Source organism: Enterobacter cloacae complex sp. 382A5 (assembly GCF_050031095.1).
Taxonomy (GTDB): Bacteria; Pseudomonadota; Gammaproteobacteria; order Enterobacterales; family Enterobacteriaceae; genus Enterobacter; species Enterobacter cloacae.
Genome location: NZ_JBLGVK010000001.1, coordinates 4,555,857 through 4,576,508, shown reverse-complemented (window position 1 = coordinate 4,576,508; position 20,652 = coordinate 4,555,857). Strand labels below are relative to the sequence as shown.

16 protein-coding genes and 4 tRNA genes are annotated in these 20,652 nt (G+C 54.9%); 16 read left to right on the top strand and 4 right to left on the bottom strand.

Annotation, left to right across the window (positions count from 1 at the left end):
- The first annotated feature begins 80 nt into the window (after window positions 1–80).
- From wecA to ACQG2G_RS21585, 15 genes are all read left to right on the top strand, one after another.
- Window positions 81–1,184 carry a UDP-N-acetylglucosamine--undecaprenyl-phosphate N-acetylglucosaminephosphotransferase gene (gene wecA, locus ACQG2G_RS21655; protein WP_014833726.1) on the top strand — a complete coding sequence of 368 codons (1,104 nt, stop codon included), beginning with the start codon at window positions 81–83 and terminating at the stop codon, window positions 1,182–1,184.
- A 13-nt stretch (window positions 1,185–1,197) separates the two neighbouring features.
- Window positions 1,198–2,244 carry an ECA polysaccharide chain length modulation protein gene (gene wzzE / locus ACQG2G_RS21650; RefSeq protein WP_028028025.1) on the top strand — a complete coding sequence of 349 codons (1,047 nt, stop codon included), beginning with the start codon at window positions 1,198–1,200 and terminating at the stop codon, window positions 2,242–2,244.
- 56 nt (window positions 2,245–2,300) lie between these two features.
- On the top strand, window positions 2,301–3,431 hold the full coding sequence (gene wecB / locus ACQG2G_RS21645) for a non-hydrolyzing UDP-N-acetylglucosamine 2-epimerase (RefSeq protein WP_061771449.1): 1,131 nt from the start codon (window positions 2,301–2,303) through the stop codon (window positions 3,429–3,431).
- Window positions 3,428–4,690 (top strand): UDP-N-acetyl-D-mannosamine dehydrogenase, encoded by a 1,263-nt coding sequence (gene wecC / locus ACQG2G_RS21640; protein WP_038420803.1) that lies wholly within the window; start codon window positions 3,428–3,430, stop codon window positions 4,688–4,690. The genes wecB and wecC overlap by 4 nt, the downstream gene beginning before the upstream one ends.
- A complete protein-coding gene (rffC, locus tag ACQG2G_RS21635; protein ID WP_023621145.1) occupies window positions 4,687–5,364 on the top strand; it encodes a dTDP-4-amino-4,6-dideoxy-D-galactose acyltransferase in 678 nt (225 codons plus the stop codon). Before wecC ends, rffC begins: the two co-directional genes overlap by 4 nt.
- A gap of 4 nt (window positions 5,365–5,368) precedes the next feature.
- A complete protein-coding gene (gene rffA, locus ACQG2G_RS21630; protein ID WP_014833721.1) occupies window positions 5,369–6,499 on the top strand; it encodes a dTDP-4-amino-4,6-dideoxygalactose transaminase in 1,131 nt (376 codons plus the stop codon).
- Window position 6,500: 1 nt separating this feature from the next.
- Complete coding sequence (gene wzxE, locus ACQG2G_RS21625; protein ID WP_248766691.1) at window positions 6,501–7,751, top strand: lipid III flippase WzxE; 1,251 nt, start codon at window positions 6,501–6,503, stop codon at window positions 7,749–7,751.
- A complete protein-coding gene (locus tag ACQG2G_RS21620; protein WP_013099271.1) occupies window positions 7,748–8,827 on the top strand; it encodes a TDP-N-acetylfucosamine:lipid II N-acetylfucosaminyltransferase in 1,080 nt (359 codons plus the stop codon). The genes wzxE and ACQG2G_RS21620 overlap by 4 nt, the downstream gene beginning before the upstream one ends.
- On the top strand, window positions 8,824–10,176 hold the full coding sequence (gene wzyE / locus ACQG2G_RS21615; protein ID WP_014833719.1) for an ECA oligosaccharide polymerase: 1,353 nt from the start codon (window positions 8,824–8,826) through the stop codon (window positions 10,174–10,176). The genes ACQG2G_RS21620 and wzyE overlap by 4 nt, the downstream gene beginning before the upstream one ends.
- A gap of 12 nt (window positions 10,177–10,188) precedes the next feature.
- On the top strand, window positions 10,189–10,929 hold the full coding sequence (gene wecG / locus ACQG2G_RS21610) for a lipopolysaccharide N-acetylmannosaminouronosyltransferase (protein ID WP_013099269.1): 741 nt from the start codon (window positions 10,189–10,191) through the stop codon (window positions 10,927–10,929).
- Between the two features lie 197 nt (window positions 10,930–11,126).
- Window positions 11,127–12,512, top strand: coding sequence for a bifunctional threonine/serine APC transporter ThrP (gene thrP / locus ACQG2G_RS21605; protein ID WP_038420798.1), 1,386 nt, complete (start codon window positions 11,127–11,129; stop codon window positions 12,510–12,512).
- A 102-nt stretch (window positions 12,513–12,614) separates the two neighbouring features.
- Window positions 12,615–12,691, top strand: a tRNA-Arg gene (locus tag ACQG2G_RS21600).
- A 67-nt stretch (window positions 12,692–12,758) separates the two neighbouring features.
- Window positions 12,759–12,834: transfer RNA gene (locus ACQG2G_RS21595), tRNA-His, on the top strand.
- Between the two features lie 20 nt (window positions 12,835–12,854).
- Window positions 12,855–12,941 (top strand) — tRNA-Leu (locus tag ACQG2G_RS21590).
- 42 nt (window positions 12,942–12,983) lie between these two features.
- Window positions 12,984–13,060 (top strand) — tRNA-Pro (locus ACQG2G_RS21585).
- Between the two features lie 538 nt (window positions 13,061–13,598).
- Here the strand turns inward: ACQG2G_RS21585 and hemY are convergent.
- From hemY to hemC, 4 genes are read right to left on the bottom strand one after another with little or no spacing between them, the layout of a single operon-like run.
- The gene (hemY, locus tag ACQG2G_RS21580) at window positions 13,599–14,798 is read right to left on the bottom strand and encodes a protoheme IX biogenesis protein HemY (RefSeq protein ID WP_248766690.1); all 1,200 of its coding nucleotides are present in this window, start codon (window positions 14,796–14,798) and stop codon (window positions 13,599–13,601) included.
- A gap of 2 nt (window positions 14,799–14,800) precedes the next feature.
- Window positions 14,801–15,997, bottom strand: a complete 1,197-nt coding sequence (gene hemX / locus ACQG2G_RS21575) for a uroporphyrinogen-III C-methyltransferase (RefSeq protein ID WP_097535948.1) — start codon at window positions 15,995–15,997, stop codon at window positions 14,801–14,803.
- Between the two features lie 21 nt (window positions 15,998–16,018).
- Window positions 16,019–16,759 carry a uroporphyrinogen-III synthase gene (gene hemD / locus ACQG2G_RS21570; RefSeq protein ID WP_029883127.1) on the bottom strand — a complete coding sequence of 247 codons (741 nt, stop codon included), beginning with the start codon at window positions 16,757–16,759 and terminating at the stop codon, window positions 16,019–16,021.
- Window positions 16,756–17,697 (bottom strand): hydroxymethylbilane synthase, encoded by a 942-nt coding sequence (hemC, locus tag ACQG2G_RS21565; RefSeq protein WP_032618596.1) that lies wholly within the window; start codon window positions 17,695–17,697, stop codon window positions 16,756–16,758. The genes hemD and hemC overlap by 4 nt, the downstream gene beginning before the upstream one ends.
- 350 nt (window positions 17,698–18,047) lie before the next feature.
- Here hemC and cyaA point away from each other — a divergent pair, with 350 nt between their 5' ends.
- Window positions 18,048–20,591 (top strand): class I adenylate cyclase, encoded by a 2,544-nt coding sequence (gene cyaA, locus ACQG2G_RS21560; protein ID WP_013099262.1) that lies wholly within the window; start codon window positions 18,048–18,050, stop codon window positions 20,589–20,591.
- The last annotated feature ends 61 nt before the right edge of the window (window positions 20,592–20,652 follow it).

Below are 20,652 nucleotides of genomic sequence, written 5' to 3'. Positions count from 1 at the left end.
AGAAGCCACCTTTAATACTTCTGAGGCGGAGGCTTCATGGTTATACTTCCGGGACTAACATTTGTTGAGAGCAATCCATTGTGAATCTACTCACCGCCGTTACTGAGCTGATCAGTATTTTTTTATTCACAACCTGTTTTTTGTTCATCGCGCGTAAGGTGGCAAAAAGAATAGGGTTGGTGGATAAGCCCAATTTCCGTAAACGTCATCAGGGACTTATTCCTCTGGTTGGAGGGATTTCTGTTTACGCTGGCATTTGTTTCACATTTGGCATTGCGGATTATTATATTCCACACGCAGCACTCTATCTTGCCTGTGCGGGTGTCCTGGTCCTTGTCGGGGCACTGGATGACCGATTCGATATCGCGGTGAAAATCCGCGCCACCGTTCAGGCGGCGATTGGCGTGATTATGATGGTCGTCGGCGGACTTTACCTGAGAAGCCTCGGCTATGTCTTTGGCCCATGGGAGTTAGTCCTGGGTCCATTTGGCTTCTTCCTGACGCTTTTTGCCGTCTGGGCGGCGATTAACGCTTTCAATATGGTGGATGGTATTGACGGTCTGCTTGGCGGATTGTCATCGGTTTCGTTTGCCGCAATTGGCATTATTCTCTGGTTTGATGGTCAGTACAGCCTGTCAATGTGGTGTTTTGCCATGATTGCCGCCATCCTGCCTTATATTCTCCTTAATCTCGGTGCGCTGGGGCGTCGCTATAAAGTCTTTATGGGTGACGCCGGCAGTACGCTAATCGGTTTTACCGTTATCTGGATTTTGCTCGAAACTACGCAGGGTAAAACTCACCCGATTAGCCCGGTAACCGCGCTGTGGATTATCGCCATTCCATTAATGGATATGGTGGCGATTATGTATCGCCGTCTGCGTAAAGGGATGAGTCCTTTCTCTCCCGATCGCCAGCATATTCATCATCTCATCATGCGTGCGGGCTTTACTTCCCGTCAGGCGTTTGTCCTGATTACCCTTGCCGCCGCTATTCTGGCCGCGATTGGCGTTGCCGCAGAATATGCTCATTTCATTCCTGAATGGGTAATGTTGGTATTATTCTTGCTAGCATTTTTCCTGTACGGCTACTGCATTAAGCGCGCATGGAAAGTGGCGCGATTCATTAAACGTCTGAAACGCAGGATGCGTCGTAACAATGACAAAAACACAACATTAACTAAGTAAAACCGGGACTATGATGACTCAACCGTTGGCGGGAGCGAAATCAGTGGTAACTGAGAATGAACTGGATATTCGGGGTTTGTTTCGCGTGTTATGGGCAGGCAAACTTTGGATTGCGGGGATCGCGCTGGGGTTCGCACTGTTAGCGCTGGCCTACACTTTCTTTGCAAAGCAGGAGTGGAGCGCCACGGCAATTACAGACAGACCAACGGTTAACATGCTCGGCGGGTTTTATTCCCAGCAGCAGTTCCTGCGCAACCTGGATATCAAGGCGAATCTGGCGACGCCCGATCAGGCTTCCGTTATGGATGAGGCGTATAAAGAGTTTGTCATGCAACTGGCCTCCTGGGACACGCGTCGTGATTTCTGGAGCCAGACGGATTATTACAAGCAACGCATGGTGGGCAACAGCAAAGCCGATGCCGCGCTACTGGATGACCTGATTAACAACATTCAGTTTATGCCGGGCGATGCGCTGCGTAATGTTAATGACAGCGTCAAACTGATTGCAGAGACGGCGCCGGATGCCAATAACCTGTTGCGCCAGTATGTCGCTTTTGCCAGCCAGCGCGCCGCAAGTCATCTTAATGAAGAACTCAAAGGCGCCTGGGCGGCCCGTACCATCCAGATGAAAGCGCAGGTAAAACGTCAGGAAGAGGTGGCTAAAGCCATATTCTCCCGCCGTGTTCATAACATTGAACAGGCACTTAAAATTGCGGAACAGCACAATATTTCTCGCAGCGAAACGGACGTTCCGGCGGATGAACTGCCTGATTCTGAAATGTTCCTGCTTGGTCGTCCAATGCTGCAGGCTCGTCTGGAAAACCTGCAGGCCGTTGGCCCTGATTTTGACCTCGACTACGATCAAAACCGCGCCATGCTCACCACCCTGAATGTTGGTCCAACGCTGGACCCGCGTTTTCAGACCTATCGTTATTTGCGAACGCCTGAAGAACCTGTAAAACGCGATAGTCCGCGTCGTGCATTCCTGATGATCATGTGGGGGATTGTAGGCGCACTGACGGGCGCTGGCGTGGCGTTAATACGTCGTCGCACAAATTAAGAACGCCGTCTACGATGAAGGCTACGGCCTTCATCGCCTAATCGAAGAGAATCGATGTGAAAGTACTTACCGTATTTGGCACCAGGCCGGAGGCCATCAAGATGGCGCCTCTGGTGCATGCGCTGGCCAGCGATCCTGATATTGAAGCGAAAGTGTGCGTCACGGCGCAACACCGGGAGATGCTCGATCAGGTTTTAACGCTCTTTTCCATCGTCCCGGACTATGACCTCAATATAATGAAGCCGGGGCAGGGATTAACGGAGATTACCTGCCGTATCTTGCAAGAGTTAAAGCCCATTCTGGACTCCTTTAAGCCTGATGTCGTGCTGGTGCATGGCGACACCACCACCACTGTGGCAACCAGTCTGGCAGCGTTTTATCAACGTATTCCTGTCGGCCACGTTGAAGCGGGCCTGCGCACCGGCAACCTTTATTCGCCGTGGCCGGAAGAAGCCAACCGCACGCTTACCGGGCACCTGGCGATGTACCACTTTGCACCCACCGAAAATTCGCGCCAGAACCTGCTGCGTGAAAATATTGCCGACAAAAAAATCTTTGTGACCGGCAATACGGTTATTGATGCCCTGATTTGGGTGCGTGACCGTGTGCTGGCTAACAACGAACTTCAGGCAGAACTCGCTGCGCGCTACCCGTTCCTGAACAACGGCAAAAAAACCATTCTGGTCACCGGCCACCGTCGTGAAAGCTTTGGCCGGGGTTTCGAGCAAATCTGTCATGCGCTGGCTGAAATCGCCGCGCAAAACGAAGATGTGCAGATTGTCTATCCGGTGCATCTCAACCCTAACGTCAGCGAGCCGGTCAACCGCATTCTGGGACATGTTGAAAATGTCCTTCTGATTGAGCCGCAGGACTACATGCCGTTTGTCTGGCTTATGAATCATGCCTGGCTGATCCTCACTGATTCAGGCGGTATTCAGGAAGAAGCACCTTCACTCGGCAAGCCGGTGCTGGTAATGCGTGAAACCACCGAGCGCCCGGAGGCGGTAAAAGCGGGCACGGTGCGTCTGGTCGGCACGGATAAGCAGCGTATCGTCGATGAAGTGACACACCTGCTGCACGACGAAGAAGCGTATCAGGCAATGAGCCGGGCCCATAACCCGTACGGTGATGGGCTGGCTTGTGGCCGTATTTTGCATGCACTTAAACACAATCGGGTATCGCTATGAGTTTTACTACCATCTCTGTCATTGGTCTTGGCTATATTGGCTTGCCTACTGCGGCAGCATTTGCCTCTCGTCAAAAACAGGTTGTAGGCGTGGATATCAATGCGCGCGCGGTGGAAACCATTAACCGTGGCGAAATCCATATTGTGGAGCCCGATCTCGACCGCGTGGTCAAAGAGGCCGTTGATGGGGGATTCCTGCGCGCCAGTACCACGCCGGTTGAAGCCGATGCTTATCTCATTGCTGTGCCGACGCCATTCAAAGGCGACCATGAACCCGACATGGTCTACGTCGAGGCCGCTGCGAAATCTATTGCACCTGTGCTCAAGAAAGGGGCGCTGGTGATCCTGGAGTCCACTTCTCCGGTTGGCGCAACCGAGCAGATGGCACAGTGGCTGGCAGAAGCCCGGCCGGATTTAAGCTTCCCGCAGCAGGCGGGAGAGCAGGCCGATATCAATATCGCCTACTGTCCGGAGCGCGTGCTGCCGGGGCAGGTGATGGTCGAACTGATTAAAAACGACCGCGTGATTGGCGGGATGACGCCTGTTTGTTCCGCTCGTGCCAGCGCGCTGTACAAGATTTTCCTCGAAGGCGAATGCGTGGTGACGAACTCCCGTACCGCAGAAATGTGCAAACTGACGGAAAACAGCTTCCGCGACGTGAACATCGCTTTTGCCAACGAACTGTCGCTCATTTGTGCCGATCAGGGGATTAACGTCTGGGAATTAATCAGCCTGGCGAATCGTCATCCGCGCGTTAACATTCTGCAGCCAGGCCCGGGCGTAGGCGGTCACTGTATCGCCGTCGATCCATGGTTTATCGTGGCGCAAAACCCCGATCAGGCACGCCTGATCCGCACCGCGCGTGAAGTTAACGACAGCAAGCCACACTGGGTTCTCAACCAGGTTAAAACCACGGTGGCAGATTGTCTGGCTGAGAGTGGCAAACGGGCCAGCGAACTGAAAATTGCCTGTTTTGGCCTGGCATTCAAACCTAACATCGACGATCTGCGCGAAAGCCCGGCGATGGAAATTGCTGAGATGATTGCCCAATGGCACACGGGCGAAACGCTGGTAGTCGAGCCGAATATTCATGAACTGCCGGCAAAACTGGCGGGGCACTGCACGCTTACCGCGCTGGATGACGCGCTGGCCACGGCGGACGTACTGGTGCTGCTGGTGGATCATAAAGAGTTTAAAGCGACCCCCGCTGATGCCGTACAGCAGCGTTACATTGTTGATACCAAAGGTGTCTGGCGTTGAGCAACCTGAACGGGATGCTTGAGTCCCTTGAGTGGGAGAGCCATTTTTTTGGCCTGCCTTCAGCCATTCTGCGTTTGCGCGAAACTGCACCGGCACTGACTGACGCCGACTTTCGCGTCTGGCAGCGGGTACAGGCGAAGATCCCGGCGGACCGCGCCGACCTGCTTGATGCGCTTCAGCAACACGGTTTTCAGCTGGTGGAAGGCGAAGTGGATCTTGCCATTACGCTAACCCGGCATGAGGCGCCAGGCGCGGAAGTTGCCGCTGAGCAGGATATCCCGGTGCTGCGCGAAATGGCAGCGCAGGCGTTTGCCCGCAGCCGCTTTCGTGCCCCCTGGTATGCACCTGAGGACAGCGGACGTTTCTATGCCCAGTGGATTGAGAATGCGGTAAAAGGGACGTTCGATCATGTTTGTCTGGTGTTCCGCGCGGCGGACGGCCAGATCCAGGGTTTTGTTTCGCTTCGCAAGCTCAACGAGCGCGAGGCGCGTATCGGCTTATTAGCTGGCCGGGGTATGGGCGAGAAACTCATGCAGGCGGCGCTACACTGGGCGCAGCAGCAACAGGTCTCGACGCTGCGGGTGGCAACCCAGATGGGCAACACCGCTGCGCTTAAACGTTATATTGCGAGTGGTGCCAACATCGACGCCACCGCCTACTGGTTATACAGGTGACAAGATGATTCCATTTAACGCACCACCCGTCGTGGGAACCGAACTCGACTATATGCAGTCTGCTATGGGCAGCGGCAAACTCTGCGGTGATGGTGGGTTTACCCGTCGCTGCCAGCAGTGGATGGAACAGCGTTTTCACAGCGCTAAAGTGCTGCTGACCCCTTCCTGTACGGCGTCGCTGGAAATGGCTGCGCTGCTGCTCGATATTCAGCCCGGTGATGAAGTGATTATGCCGAGCTACACCTTCGTCTCCACGGCAAACGCGTTTGTGTTACGCGGGGCGAAAATCGTCTTTGTGGATATTCGTCCGGACACCATGAATATCGATGAAACGCTGATTGAAGCGGCGATCACTGATAAAACGCGGGCGATTGTTCCGGTCCATTACGCGGGCGTGGCCTGTGAAATGGACACCATTATGGCGATCGCGAAAAAGCATAACCTGTTTGTGGTGGAAGATGCCGCTCAGGGCGTGATGTCCACTTACAAAGGACGCGCGCTCGGCACCATCGGCCATATCGGCTGCTTTAGCTTCCACGAAACCAAAAACTACACCGCAGGTGGTGAAGGCGGCGCGACGCTGATTAACGACCGCGCGCTGGTTGAGCGTGCGGAAGTGATCCGCGAAAAAGGCACCAACCGCAGCCAGTTCTTCCGTGGCCAGGTTGATAAGTATACCTGGCGCGATATTGGCTCAAGCTATCTGATGGCGGATCTGCAGGCGGCGTATCTGTGGGCACAGCTGGAGGCGGCAGAGCGCATTAACCTGCAGCGTTTGTCCCTGTGGCAGACCTATTACGACGCGCTGGCACCGCTGGCAAAAGCCGGGCGTATTGCGCTGCCGACCATTCCGGCAGACTGCGTCCACAATGCCCATATGTTCTACATCAAACTGCGCGATAACGACGATCGCAGCAAGCTGATTGCCTGGCTGAAAGAGGCTGAGATTATGGCGGTGTTCCACTACATTCCGCTGCACTCCAGCCCGGCCGGTGAAGCGTTCGGGACATTCGCGGGTGAAGACCGCTATACCACGAAAGAAAGTGAGCGTTTGCTTCGCTTGCCACTGTTCTACAACCTCGCGCCGGTTAACCAGCGTACGGTGATTAATACCCTTCTGAGCTATTTCGGCTGATATGTCTCTGGCAAAAGCATCGGTGTGGACCGCCGCGTCCACGCTTGTCAAAATTGGCGCCGGGCTGCTGGTCGTCAAGCTGCTGGCCGTCTCATTCGGCCCTTCTGGGGTGGGTCTGGCGGGCAATTTCCGCCAGCTTGTCACCGTCCTTGGGGTATTGGCCGGCGCCGGGATCTTCAACGGCGTTACGAAATACGTTGCACAGCATCAGGATGACGCAGCGCAGCTGCGCAAAGTCGTCGGCACATCGTCGGCGATGGTGTTAGGTTTCTCTACTCTGCTGGCCGCGGTGTTTCTGCTGGCGGCGGCCCCCATTAGCCAGGGGCTGTTTGGACACACGCATTATGAAGGGCTGGTGCGTCTGGTCGCTCTGGTTCAGATGGGGATCGCGTGGGCTAACCTGCTACTGGCGCTGATGAAAGGGTTTCGTGATGCTGCCGGGAACGCGCTTGCGCTGATCCTGGGCAGCGTTATAGGTGTTATCGCCTATTACTTCTGCTACCGCCTGGGCGGGTATGAAGGCGCGCTGCTGGGTCTGGCGCTGGTACCTGCGTTAGTGGTCGTTCCGGCGGCATTTATGCTGATGCGTCGTGGCGTTATCCCCTTAAGCTACCTGAAACCGCAGTGGGACAAGGTGCTTGCGGGTCAACTGGGTAAATTTACCCTGATGGCGCTCATTACCTCTGTTACGCTGCCAGTGGCTTACGTGATGATGCGAAACCTGCTGGCGGCGCATTACAGCTGGGATGAGGTGGGAATTTGGCAGGGCGTAAGCAGCATTTCTGACGCCTACCTCCAATTTATAACGGCTTCCTTTAGCGTCTGGTTGCTGCCAACCTTATCGCGTCTGAGCTCCCGACAGGATATTACCCGCGAGATTACCCGCTCGCTGCGTTTTGTACTTCCCGCCGTGGCGGCGGCCAGTTTTACCGTGTGGTTATTGCGCGATGTCGCCATCTGGCTGCTCTTTTCGGCGAAATTCATCGCCATGCGCGATCTGTTTGCCTGGCAGCTGGTGGGGGATGTACTGAAAGTAGGCGCTTACGTATTCGGATATCTGGTGATTGCGAAAGCCTCGCTGCGTTTGTATATCCTGGCAGAGATAAGCCAGTTTACGCTCCTGACGGCGTTCTCACACTGGCTGATCCCGGCACACGGTGCACTGGGGGCGGCTCAGGCCTATATGGCAACCTATATCGTTTATTTCGCTGCCTGTTGCGGCGTATTTTTAATTTGGCGTAAACGCGCATGACTGCACTGATTCACATACTGGGATCGGATATCCCACACCATAACCAGACCGTTTTGCGGTTCTTCAACGATGAGCTGGCCCCGGGCAATCCCGATGCACGCGAGTTTATGGTTGCAGGCCAGGACAGGGGGCTGAGCGAGATGTGTCCGGCGCTGACGCTTACCTTCTGGCCGGATAAAGCCGCCCTGGCGAAGGCGGTTGTCGCGAAAGCGAAAGCGGATCGTGAGCAGCGCTTCTTCTTCCATGGACAATTTAATACCGGTCTGTGGCTGGCTCTTCTGAGTGGCGGGATTAAACCTTCCCAGTGCAGCTGGCATATCTGGGGAGCCGATCTCTATGAAGTCTCCCGCGGCTGGAAGTTCCGACTCTTCTACCCGCTACGGCGTATGGCGCAGGGGCGGGTTGGCTGTGTTTTCGCCACCCGTGGCGATCTCAATTACTTCGCGAAACAGCACCCCAACGTTCGCGGTGAGCTGCTCTATTTCCCGACACGCATGAACCCGGCGCTGAATAACATGGCAAACGATACGCCGCGTGAGGGTAAGCTGACGATCCTGGTGGGTAACTCTGGCGATCGCAGCAATGAGCATATTGCTGCGCTGAAGGCGGTACATCAGCAGTTTGGCGACACGGTGAATGTCGTTGTGCCGATGGGCTATCCGGCCAATAATGATGCTTACATCAATGACGTTCGCCAGCAGGCTCTGGGATTGTTTAGCCCGGAGAATGTGAACATCCTGCGCGATAAGCTGGAATTTGATGAATATCTTGCGCTGCTTCGCCAGTGCGATCTCGGCTATTTCATCTTTGCCCGCCAGCAGGGAATTGGCACGCTGTGCCTGCTGATTCAGGCAGGCGTTCCCTGTGTGCTTAATCGCGATAATCCGTTCTGGCAGGATATGGCTGAACAACACATTCCGGTGCTGTTCACCACGGATACCCTGAACGTGGAGGTGGTACGTGAAGCTCAGCGTCAACTGGCGCTGGTGGATAAAAGTACCATCGATTTCTTTAGTCCGAACTACCTTACGCCGTGGCACCGAGCGCTGCGTATCGCTTCAGGAGACAACGCATGAGCCAGTTGCAATTCAGCGGCTTGTTAGTGGTATGGCTTCTGAGCACGCTATTTATCGCCACTCTGACCTGGTTTGAGTTCCGCCGTGTGCGTTTTAACTTTAACGTCTTCTTCTCGTTACTGTTTCTTCTGACCTTCTTCTTCGGTTTTCCGCTGACCAGTATTCTGGTTTTCCGTTTTGACGTGAGCGTCGCGCCGCCGGAAATCCTGCTCCAGGCACTCTTGTCGGCGACCTGCTTCTATGCGGTGTACTACGTCACCTATAAAACGCGTCTGCGTGCGGTGAAAGCGAGTGCGCCGCGTCGTCCACTGTTCACCATGAACCGGGTAGAGACCCATCTGACGTGGGTTATGCTGATGACCATCGCGCTGGTCAGCGTGGGGATCTTCTTCATGCATAACGGCTTTTTGCTGTTTAAGCTGCACTCCTACAGTCAGATTTTTTCTGCCGAAGTTTCGGGCGTGGCGCTTAAGCGCTTCTTCTATTTCTTCATCCCGGCAATGCTGGTGATCTTTTTCCTGCGCCAGGACAGTAAGGCCTGGCTCTTTTTCCTGGTGAGCACGGTCGCCTTTGGTTTCCTGACCTACATGATTGTGGGTGGGACGCGCGCCAACATTATTATCGCCTTTGCGATCTTCCTGTTTATCGGCATCATTCGCGGATGGATCTCCCTGTGGATGCTGGCGGCAGCGGGCGTGTTTGGCATTGTGGGGATGTTCTGGCTGGCCCTTAAGCGCTATGGACTGAACGTGGCCGGTGACGAAGCGTTTTACACCTTCCTGTATCTCACACGCGACACCTTCTCGCCGTGGGAAAACCTCGCTTTACTGCTGCAAAACTACGACAAGATCGATTTCCAGGGGCTGGCACCCATTGTGCGTGACTTCTATGTGTTTATCCCGTCGTGGCTTTGGCCTGACCGCCCGGGTGCCGTGCTCAACACAGCGAACTACTTCACCTGGGAAGTGCTGAACAACCATTCAGGTCTGGCCATTTCCCCTACGCTAATTGGTTCGCTGGTGGTAATGGGCGGAAGCTGGTTTATTCTGCCGGGCGCGGTTGTGGTAGGGCTGATTATCAAATGGTTTGACTGGCTCTATGTGCTCGGCAACGAAGAGACTAACCGCTACAAGGCCGCCATTTTGCACAGTTTCTGCTTTGGTGCCATTTTCAATATGATCGTTCTGGCGCGCGAGGGGCTGGATTCCTTCGTCTCGCGCGTGGTTTTCTTCATGGTCGTTTTCGGCGTCTGCCTGCTGCTGGCCAAACTGCTGTACTGGCTGTTTGACAGTGCAGGGCTTGTGCATAAGCGCGAGCCACAGGGCAGCAGAACGCTGTCGCAAGTCTGAGTAAGGATAGTCATGACCGACACAACCTCTGCACCGCGCTACGCGCTGCGTGGCCTGCAGCTTATTGGCTGGCGCGATATGCAACACGCGCTGGATTTTCTCTTTGCGGGTGGCCAGATGAAATCCGGTACGCTGGTCGCCATCAATGCGGAGAAAATGCTGGCGGTAGAAGATAACGCTGAAGTCAGAAGTCTGATCGAGGCCGCCGAGTTTAAATACGCGGACGGTATCAGCGTGGTACGCTCGATCCGCAAAAAGTTTCCTGGTGCTAATGTTTCACGCGTCGCGGGGGCCGATCTCTGGGAACAGCTGATGGCACGTGCAGGGGCAGAAGGCACGCCCGTATTTCTTATTGGCGGTAAGCCTGAGGTCCTGGCGCAGACCGAGCAGAAGCTGCGGCGTCAGTGGAATGTTAATATTGTGGGTAGTCAGGACGGCTATTTTAAACCCGAGGACCGGCAGGCGCTGTTTGACCGCGTGCGCGACAGCGGGGCGAAAATTGTCACCGTGGCGATGGGCTCACCGCGCCAGGAAATTTTGATGCGTGATTGCCGTCTGGTTTGCCCGGATGCCCTCTATATGGGCGTCGGCGGGACCTATGACGTCTTCACTGGCCATGTAAAACGTGCGCCGAAGGTATGGCAAAACCTGGGACTGGAGTGGCTGTACCGACTGCTGTCGCAACCAACACGTATTAAACGCCAGCTCCGTCTGTTGCGTTATCTCGCCTGGCACTACACCGGGAAAATGTAATCAAAATGTAGCGCGATATGCTGTTCGCGCTGCAACTCCCCTGCAAAACTGCTGCGAAACTGTGCAATGCATTTATTTTTTTAATGCATTGTTTGCCATTTTGCAGAATTTAAGAAACCATTCGCTCCGTATTTTAGTACCCCTAAAAAACAATACCTGGTATTAAGCCGGGAAACAGCAAACACAACCGAGGATCTATGGCAGAGAAAAAACCGGAGCTACAGCGTGGGCTGGAAGCTCGTCATATTGAACTGATAGCGCTGGGCGGCACTATTGGTGTGGGCCTGTTTATGGGCTCTGCAAGCACGCTCAAATGGGCCGGGCCATCCGTTCTGCTGGCATATATTATTGCTGGCCTGTTCGTTTTCTTCATCATGCGTTCGATGGGCGAAATGCTCTTCCTGGAGCCAGTGACCGGCTCTTTCGCCGTCTATGCGCACCGCTACATGAGCCCGTTCTTCGGCTACCTGACGGCCTGGTCATACTGGTTTATGTGGATGGCGGTGGGTATCTCGGAGATTACCGCAATCGGGGTGTATGTGCAGTTCTGGTTCCCGGATATGGTCCAGTGGATACCGGCGCTGATTGCTGTGGGGCTGGTGGCAATGGCAAACCTGGCAGCCGTTCGCCTTTATGGTGAAATCGAGTTCTGGTTTGCGATGATTAAAGTCACCACCATCATCGTGATGATTGTGGTTGGACTCGGCGTCATCTTCTTCGGCTTTGGCAACGGTGGTCACGCGATTGGCTTCGGTAACCTGACCGGGCACGGCGGCTTCTTCGCTGGTGGCTGGAAAGGCTTCCTGACGGCGCTGTGTATCGTTGTCGCGTCCTATCAGGGCGTTGAGCTTATCGGTATAACGGCCGGTGAAGCGAAGAACCCGCAGGTCACGCTGCGTAGTGCGGTGGGTAAGGTGCTGTGGCGTATCCTGATTTTCTATGTGGGGGCGATCTTCGTTATCGTGACCATCTTCCCGTGGAATGAGATCGGCACGACAGGCAGCCCGTTTGTCTTAACATTCGCGAAGATAGGTATTACGGCGGCAGCAGGTATCATCAACTTTGTCGTCCTGACGGCGGCGTTGTCTGGCTGTAACAGCGGAATGTACAGCTGCGGTCGTATGCTCTATGCGCTTTCGAAGAACAACCAGTTGCCTGCGGCAATGAGTAAAGTGTCCCGCGCGGGTGTGCCTGTTGCGGGTGTGGCGGTGTCGATTGCCATCCTGCTGATTGGCTCATGCCTGAACTACATTATTCCAAACCCGCAGCGCGTATTTGTTTATGTCTACAGCGCCAGCGTGCTGCCGGGGATGGTGCCGTGGTTCGTTATTCTGATTAGCCAGCTGCGTTTCCGCCATGCGCATAAACAGGCGATTGCCAGCCATCCGTTCCGCTCGATTCTGTTCCCGTATGCGAACTATTTGACGATGGCGTTCCTGATTTGCGTATTAATCGGGATGTACTTTAATGATGATACCCGCATGTCGCTGTTTGTCGGGATGATCTTCCTGGCGGCAGTCACTGCAGCCTATAAGCTATTTGGGCTGGGGCGCCGCGCCACCACGCAGAAAGTGGAGGAATAAGCGGCAAAATGTGCAAACCATAACCAAACGCGCATTTTTTTCAAAAAAGCACTAGACAGCGGGGTCGGAGGTACGTAATATCCAGCCCCGCAACGGCGCTAAGCGCCCGTAGCTCAGCTGGATAGAGCGCTGCCCTCCGGAGGCAGAGGTCTCAGGTTCGAATCCTGTCGGGCGCGCCATTTTAGTCCCGGCGCTAGAGCTGCGGTGGTCTGAGAAGTAGTCAGTACCGCGTGAAAGAATACAGTGGTGGCTATAGCTCAGTTGGTAGAGCCCTGGATTGTGATTCCAGTTGTCGTGGGTTCGAATCCCATTAGCCACCCCATTATTGAAGAGTTGTGAATTGCGAAGGTGGCGGAATTGGTAGACGCGCTAGCTTCAGGTGTTAGTGTTCTTACGGACGTGGGGGTTCAAGTCCCCCCCCTCGCACCACGACTTTAATGAATTGAACTAAAAATTCAAAAAGCAGTACATCGGCGAGTAGCGCAGCTTGGTAGCGCAACTGGTTTGGGACCAGTGGGTCGGAGGTTCGAATCCTCTCTCGCCGACCAATTTTGAACCCCGCTTCGGCGGGGTTTTTTGTTTTCTGCGGCTTTTCACCTCTGTATCCATTCCCCGACATACGCGTTTCCTGTTGTCGCGAACCAGCGACACTTAATTAATTGAAAACTAAAATAATATTTCATCAGCGTCTTAACCGTCTCTTTCTGACGACACTTCTGCGCTTTTACCGATATCTTATGGTGCGTCAGACGGGTCTTAGCAGCAGAAATTCCTTTTATCTTAAAATGTTGCGCGATGTAAAATTTCTTCGTGTAACGTTGGCATGTAACGTGCAATAATATACGTGTAGATGCTCATTCCATCTCTTATGTTCGCCTTCGTGCCTCATAAACTCAGGAATGATGCAGAGCCATTTACGGTGCTTATCGTCCACTGACAGATGTCGCTTCGGCCTCATCAGACACCATGGGCATAACGTTGAGTGAAGCACCAAATATGTTGTCTTACAGACCTGTTTTAACGCCTGCTTTTATAGCAGGCGTTTTTTTATGCCTAAAAAAGGAGGCCGTCTGGCCTCCTTGATAATTACTGCTGCGTTCCGTTGTTCTGTAGCGTTAGCAGAAGCCCGTCGCGCCGCATGGCGGCAGCTTCTTCCGGTTTATGCTGCTTGTCGAGCGTATCGGCAAGCCACGCGTAGTCAAACGCATCCGGGCGCTGTTTTAACGCCGCACGGAAGGCGAGGCTCGCCTCCTGCCATTCACCGTGTTTCATCAGCGACTGGCCCAGCGTGCTCCAGAGCAGCGGACGATCGCCAACGGTTTTGATCTGTTGGCGCAGCACTTTTTCGATTTGCTCAGGGTTGTTGGTTTTCAGACGCGGGATCACCATGACCAGACGATCGTCGTACTGGCGCTTCAGACCGTCGAGGAGGATCTCCTGAGCCGTGTCATGATCGTCACATTCAATCAGGTGTTCCGCCATTGCCACCTGCAGAGGAACCTGCTGACGTGTTTTGCGGCTCTGATTCTTCCACCAGGTTTTCAGACCATCGCTACCCAGATCGGCACGCGCCTGATCCATCAAACCAATCCACGCCATGCGCTGGAGTTCGTCACGATGTTCATCATCACCTACGTCGGCTTTCGCCATCGAAGTAATAATGTCCAGCAGTGAACCCCAGGCACCGGTACGGATATAGGCCTGCTCGGCAAGGCGCAGCACTTCAGGGTGGCGAGGGGTGATTTCCAGCAGACGGTCAACGCCGTGGCGCGCCGCATGGTTTTCATTACGTGCCAGCTGCAGGCGAACGCGAGTGATCTCAACCGGGATCTGGTTGTCGGACGCCATCTCCGACGCGCGCTCCAGATGCTGATTGGCACGGGCCTCGTCACCACGCTGTTGAGCTGCTTCAGCAGCCAACAGATAGTTCACGACGGGTTGTTCGGCGTGATCGGCGTTTTTGGACATCAGCTTTTCCACCTGCTGATAGTCGCCCTCGGCGAGCTTAATCAGCGCCTGCTCGGTCTGCTTACGGGCGCGACGGCGCTTGCGGCCAACGAACCAGCCACGGGTATGGGCACCGGTGCGGAAAATACGGCGCAGGATCCACTCCAGCGCCAGCAATACCACAACGCCCAGGATCAGAATGATCACCAGACCCGTTACGCTGGTTTCGATGTTGTAATTGTCGGTCTGGATCAACACGTAACCCTGGTGACCGGCAAGCATCGGCCCAAGGACGATCCCGGCGATCAGCAGGATAAAGAGTAAGAGTACTTTAAGCATCGTTACTCTCCTTGTGGGGCGCTTTCAGGCGCGGGCGCGGCGGCTGGTGCAGGTTCACCCGTCTGCGCAGCCGGAACGCCCGGCTGTGCCAGCAGGTTACGTACGCGCGTTTGCATCAGCTTTTCCAGAATCGGCTGGCTGGCCAGTTTATCCGGCACGTTCATGGTGATGTTCTGCTGACTCAGTTTGTCTATGTCATCGAGGAACGCCGTGGTGGTGGCATCATCGGTATCGTAGTAAGCACGTACCCATGTGGAGACGTTATCCAGCGCCTGTTTGTAGGTCTCTTCCTGATGACGTGGCACGGCCTGGGCCGCGACCAGCAGACGGGAACGAATGTTCTCACGCAGGTAGATATCCTGGTTCGGCGCTAACAGCGGCACGGCGGTTTCATCACGGCGACGAATGGTGATGAAGCTGTCCATAAAGTTCTGCCAGCTTTTTTGCAGGTTTACACGCCACTCGCTCAGGGAGCTGGACAGTTCGGTGCCGTCGGAATCCATGGGAGAATCGTCGTCGTTGTTATCTGCCAGCTGCAGGTTATCAATCTGGTTCGAGAGCTGATTTACCTTGAGGATGATGCCGTCATAATCCACCTGAGAAACGGCGGAGAGGCTGGCGATGTCTTCGGTAATGGCGCGACGTGCGGTGATGAGGCTTGGATCGTTCATGTCCGCCAGGCTCGCATCTGCGCTTTTCAGCAGAGCGGCGGCGGTGGTGACATCCTGATCGCTCCAGAGCTTACGCCCGGCCAGTTTCACCAGAAAATCAGCCTGAGAAAGCAGCCAGGTTTTGGCATCGGTACCGGAAATGGTGGCCACTTTTTGCTGCACTTCGTCCAGCTGTTTGGTCAGCTCTTCCTGTTTGCTGTTCGCATCGGCAAGCGCGGCGGCCTGCTGTTTGATGACGCTTTCCAGCTCGGTTTTTTGTGTCTCCTGCGCTTTTTGCAGCGCGGCGAGCTGATTAACCAGCGCGTCGCTGGTTGCCGTCTGATTGGTGCTTTGCTGTTTCACCAGGCCGTAGAGGCTGACGCCTGCTGCCAGCGCAATGGCGATGGCAATCGCGCTCAGCGCGAGGCTGGTCTTGTTGCTGCCGTTTTTCTTCTCAACGGTTTTCTCAGTCGTTTCTGACTGTGGCGTCATGTCCACAGTCTCCCTGGTCTCTTCAACCACGGCGGAGGATTTGTCGTGTTCCGTCATTATGGCATCCCATTATGAGAGTTATTGTAATGCGCGCAGCAGCGCATCGTTGTCGGCGTTATCAGCGATCCGAATATCTTGCCAGCCCAGTTCCCGGGCGAGGTTCGCCAGACGCTCACTGACGACCAAAAGCCGACAGTGGAGTAACCAGTTTTCACGATACCAAAGCGGCACCAGCGACCAGAGTTGCTGCAGCATTTCGCCGCTGGTCACTACCAGCGTCGTAATACCACGCGTATGCCAGCGCATGGCCTCTTGTGCACCATCGTAATGTTTTGCACAGCGTTGATAACATTCGCAAAACGTGACGTCAGCTCCGCGTTCACGCAGCGTTTCGCCTAACAGTTCGCGTCCGCCGTTACCGCGTAAAATCAGCGCACGTTTTCCGATTAGGGTTTGTAATTCAGGTAATTGTAGCAAGACTTCGCTGGTTTCCCGATCTAACGGGTAACGCACGTCTGCTCCACTTACGGTATGCAGCGCCAGGGCGGTGGAACGGCCAATCGCGAAATAGCGTGGCGCGGTAGGCCAGTTCAGTCCCTGCTGTTGTAGCTGCGCATGGGCAAATTCCACGGCATGTTGCGACAAGGCAAACAGCAGGTCGCCTTCCTGAAGGGTATTCATATGGTCGGCGAGCGCGGACAGCTCCCGACCCGGGGAGAATTCAATAAGCGGAAAACTCCAGGCCACCTGCCCCAGTGCGCGCAGACGGCTCACTAACTGCTCTCCTGCGGGAGAAGGGCGGGTGACGAGAATACTCATGCAGGGGGCTCTCCATCGTAAACGTCAGCCAGAATCTCGCGGGCACCGTTATCCAGTAACTCTTCCGCCAGCGAAACGCCAAGCTGCTCAGCATCTTGCGGTTTACCGCGGCGCTCACCGCGTACCATCTGCGAACCGTCCGGCGCGCCAACCAGCGCACGCAGCCACAGTTCACCGTTAATTAATTCAGCATAGCTGCCAATCGGCACCTGGCACCCCCCTTCAAGGCGGGTATTCATCGCACGCTCTGCTTTGACGCGAATGGCCGTCTCGTCATGATTCAGCGGCGCAAGCAGTTCACGGGTACGCCTGTCATCCAGACGGCACTCAATACCTACAGCGCCCTGTCCCACGGCCGGCAAAGAGAGCTCCGGTGGCAACGCGACGCGAATGCGTGACTCCAGCCCCAGACGCTTAAGTCCTGCTACCGCGAGGATAATGGCATCGTAATCGCCGTTATCCAGCTTGCCCAGACGCGTACCAACGTTACCGCGCAGCGAGCGTATGATCAGATCCGGACGGCGTTCAGCCAACTGACACTGGCGGCGTAAACTGGACGTGCCAACCACGCTGCCTTTGGGCAACGCATCTAGCGAGTCAAACTGGTTAGAGACAAACGCATCGCGCGGATCCTCGCGCTCGCAAATGGTCACCAGCCCCAGCCCTTCCGGGAACTCGACGGGCACGTCTTTCATCGAATGCACGGCGATATCGGCGCGGTTCTCAAGCAATGCCAGTTCCAGTTCTTTGACAAACAAGCCTTTGCCGCCCACTTTCGCCAGCGGTGTATCAAGGATCACATCGCCGCGCGTGACCATGGGCACCAGCTCGACGCGCAAGCCGCTGTGGCAGGCTTCCAGGCGCTGCTTAACATAATGTGCCTGCCAGAGCGCAAGAGGGCTTTGGCGTGTGGCAATTCTCAAAACATTGTCTAACATGCTTGTTACCGTCATTATCAATCGCTAACCATCCTAACATTGTTGACTCTGGGATGGCAGTTTTACGGTGATGAAGAAGAGAGGGACAGGGCGGGAGTTCTCGTCAGCCACAGCCGTATTAAGGAATTTACACGTACAGAACGGTGCTACACTTTGTATGTAGCGCAACTTTCTTTACGGTCAATCGGCAAGGTGTTAAATTGATCACGTTTTAGACCATTTTTTCGTCGGTACCAGCATAATGATAAGGGCGAAAAAGGGTAACGGTTATCTTTTTGAAATACTGCGGGCTCGCTGTTATTTTGGTTTTTGAATAGCTTGCGACACCCGGAAACATCAGGCGATACGTCTTGTACCTCTATATTGAGACTCTGAAACAGAGACTGGATGCCATCAATCAACTGCGTGTGGATCGCGCGCTTGCTGCCATGGGCCCTGCTTTCCAGCAGGTATACAGTCTGCTGCCGACATTATTGCACTATCACCATCCGCTGATGCCGGGTTACCTTGACGGTAACGTTCCCAAGGGCATTTGCCTTTTCACGCCTGATGAAACCCAACAGCATTATCTCAACGAACTTGAACTCTACCGTGGCATGCCGCCGCAGGAATCCCCGAAAGGTGAACTGCCTATCACCGGCGTTTACTCCATGGGGAGCACCTCTTCGGTAGGGCAAAGCTGTTCGTCTGACCTGGACATCTGGGTCTGTCATCAATCCTGGCTCGATAACGAAGAGCGTCAGTTGCTGCAGCGTAAATGTAGCCTGCTGGAAAGCTGGGCGGCATCGCTTGGCGTGGAAGTGAGCTTCTTCCTGATTGATGAAAACCGTTTCCGCCATAACGAAAGCGGCAGTCTGGGTGGTGAGGACTGTGGCTCCACGCAGCACATCTTATTGCTGGACGAATTTTACCGTACGGCAGTGCGTCTGGCCGGGAAGCGTATTCTGTGGAATATGGTCCCGTGCGAAGAAGAAGAGCATTACGATGATTACGTGATGTCGCTTTACGCGCAGGGCGTACTGACGCCAAACGAATGGCTGGATTTGGGCGGCCTGAGCTCCCTGTCAGCCGAAGAGTACTTTGGCGCGAGCCTCTGGCAGCTTTATAAGAGCATCGACTCACCGTACAAGGCGGTGCTGAAAACGCTGTTGCTCGAAGCCTATTCCTGGGAATACCCAACCCCACGCCTGCTGGCGAAAGATATCAAGCAGCGTCTGCACGACGGGGAGATTGTCTCCTTTGGGCTTGACGCCTACTGCATGATGCTGGAACGCGTTACCGAATACCTGAAAGCCATTGATGACACCACGCGTCTCGACCTGGTGCGTCGATGTTTCTATCTCAAAGTTTGTGAGAAATTGAGCCGCGAACGCGCCTGCGTGGGCTGGCGTCGTGAAGTGGTCTCTCAGCTCGTCAAAGAGTGGGGATGGGGCGAAGAGCGTCTCTCCATGCTCGACAATCGCGCCAACTGGAAAATCGATCAGGTGCGTGAAGCGCACAACGAACTGCTTGATGCGATGATGCAAAGCTACCGTAACCTGATCCGCTTTGCGCGCCGTAACAACCTCAGCGTTTCCGCCAGCCCGCAGGATATCGGGGTGTTGACCCGTAAGCTGTACGCCGCGTTTGAAGCGCTGCCGGGTAAAGTTACCCTGGTTAACCCGCAGATTTCGCCTGACCTGTCTGAACCGAATCTGACCTTTATCTATGTCCCGCCGGGTCGCGCGAACCGCACCGGGTGGTATCTTTACAACCGTGCGCCAAGCATGGATTCAATTATCAGCCATCAGCCGCTGGAATATAACCGCTATCTGAACAAGCTGGTGGCCTGGGCCTGGTTCAACGGTCTGCTGACTTCGCGTACCCGCCTGTTTATCAAAGGCAACGAGGTGGTTGATCTCGCTAAGCTGCAGGAGATGGTGGCGGATGTTTCACACCACTTCCCGCTGCGTTTGCCTGCGCCAACGCCGAAGGCGCTCTACAGCCCGTGTGAGATTCGCCATCTGGCGATCATTGTTAACCTGGAGTACGACCCGACGGCGGCCTTCCGCAATCAGGTGGTCCATTTTGACTTCCGCAAGCTGGACGTCTTTAGCTTTGGCGAGCAGCAAAATTGCCTGGTTGGCAGCGTGGATCTGCTTTACCGCAACTCGTGGAACGAAGTGCGTACGCTGCACTTCAACGGCGAGCAGGCGATGATCGAAGCGTTGAAAACCATTCTCGGCAAGATGCACCAGGATGCCGCGCCGCCGGACAGCGTGGAAGTGTTCTGCTACAGCCAGCACCTGCGTGGTTTGATTCGTACCCGTGTGCAGCAGTTAGTTTCAGAGTGTATTGAGCTGCGTCTTTCCAGTACCCGTCAGGAAACCGGTCGCTTTAAAGCGCTGCGTGTTTCAGGGCAAACCTGGGGTCTGTTCTTCGAACGCCTGAACGTGTCGGTGCAGAAGCTGGAGAACGCCATTGAATTTTACGGCGCGATTTCGCACAACAAACTGCATGGCCTGTCGGTTCAGGTGGAGACCAACCACGTCAAGCTGCCGCAGGTGGTGGATGGCTTTGCCAGTGAAGGGATTATCCAGTTCTTCTTTGAAGAGTCGGGAGACGATGCTGGTTTCAACATCTATATTCTTGATGAGACCAACCGCGCAGAGGTGTATCACCACTGCGAAGGCAGTAAAGAGGAGCTGGTGCGTGACGTTAGCCGCTTCTACTCCTCATCACACGACCGCTTCACCTACGGCTCCAGCTTCATCAACTTCAACCTGCCGCAGTTCTACCAGATTGTGAATGTCGATGGCCGTGCGCAGGTGATTCCGTTCCGTACTCAGGCCGTCACGCCTGCCGTGCCTGCGAATCAGGATACCGCACCGCTGTTGCAGCAGTATTTCTCGTGATGCTTTTCGCCGGGTGGCTACGGTCCGAGCCGTTGTAGGCCCGGTAAGGCGTAGCCGCCAC

Bases quoted from the DNA above. Each gene is read 5' to 3' on its own strand.
- thrP (WP_038420798.1), top strand. From the start codon at position 11,127: ATGGCAGAGAAAAAACCGGAGCTACAGCGTGGGCTGGAAGCTCGTCAT.
- wecC (WP_038420803.1), top strand. From the start codon at position 3,428: ATGAGTTTTACTACCATCTCTGTCATTGGTCTTGGCTATATTGGCTTG.
- rffA (WP_014833721.1), top strand. From the start codon at position 5,369: ATGATTCCATTTAACGCACCACCCGTCGTGGGAACCGAACTCGACTAT.
- wzyE (WP_014833719.1), top strand. From the start codon at position 8,824: ATGAGCCAGTTGCAATTCAGCGGCTTGTTAGTGGTATGGCTTCTGAGC.
- hemC (WP_032618596.1), bottom strand. From the start codon at position 17,697: ATGTTAGACAATGTTTTGAGAATTGCCACACGCCAAAGCCCTCTTGCG.
- wecG (WP_013099269.1), top strand. From the start codon at position 10,189: ATGACCGACACAACCTCTGCACCGCGCTACGCGCTGCGTGGCCTGCAG.
- hemY (WP_248766690.1), bottom strand. From the start codon at position 14,798: ATGCTTAAAGTACTCTTACTCTTTATCCTGCTGATCGCCGGGATCGTC.
- ACQG2G_RS21620 (WP_013099271.1), top strand. From the start codon at position 7,748: ATGACTGCACTGATTCACATACTGGGATCGGATATCCCACACCATAAC.
- hemD (WP_029883127.1), bottom strand. From the start codon at position 16,759: ATGAGTATTCTCGTCACCCGCCCTTCTCCCGCAGGAGAGCAGTTAGTG.
- hemX (WP_097535948.1), bottom strand. From the start codon at position 15,997: ATGACGGAACACGACAAATCCTCCGCCGTGGTTGAAGAGACCAGGGAG.
- wzzE (WP_028028025.1), top strand. From the start codon at position 1,198: ATGACTCAACCGTTGGCGGGAGCGAAATCAGTGGTAACTGAGAATGAA.
- wzxE (WP_248766691.1), top strand. From the start codon at position 6,501: ATGTCTCTGGCAAAAGCATCGGTGTGGACCGCCGCGTCCACGCTTGTC.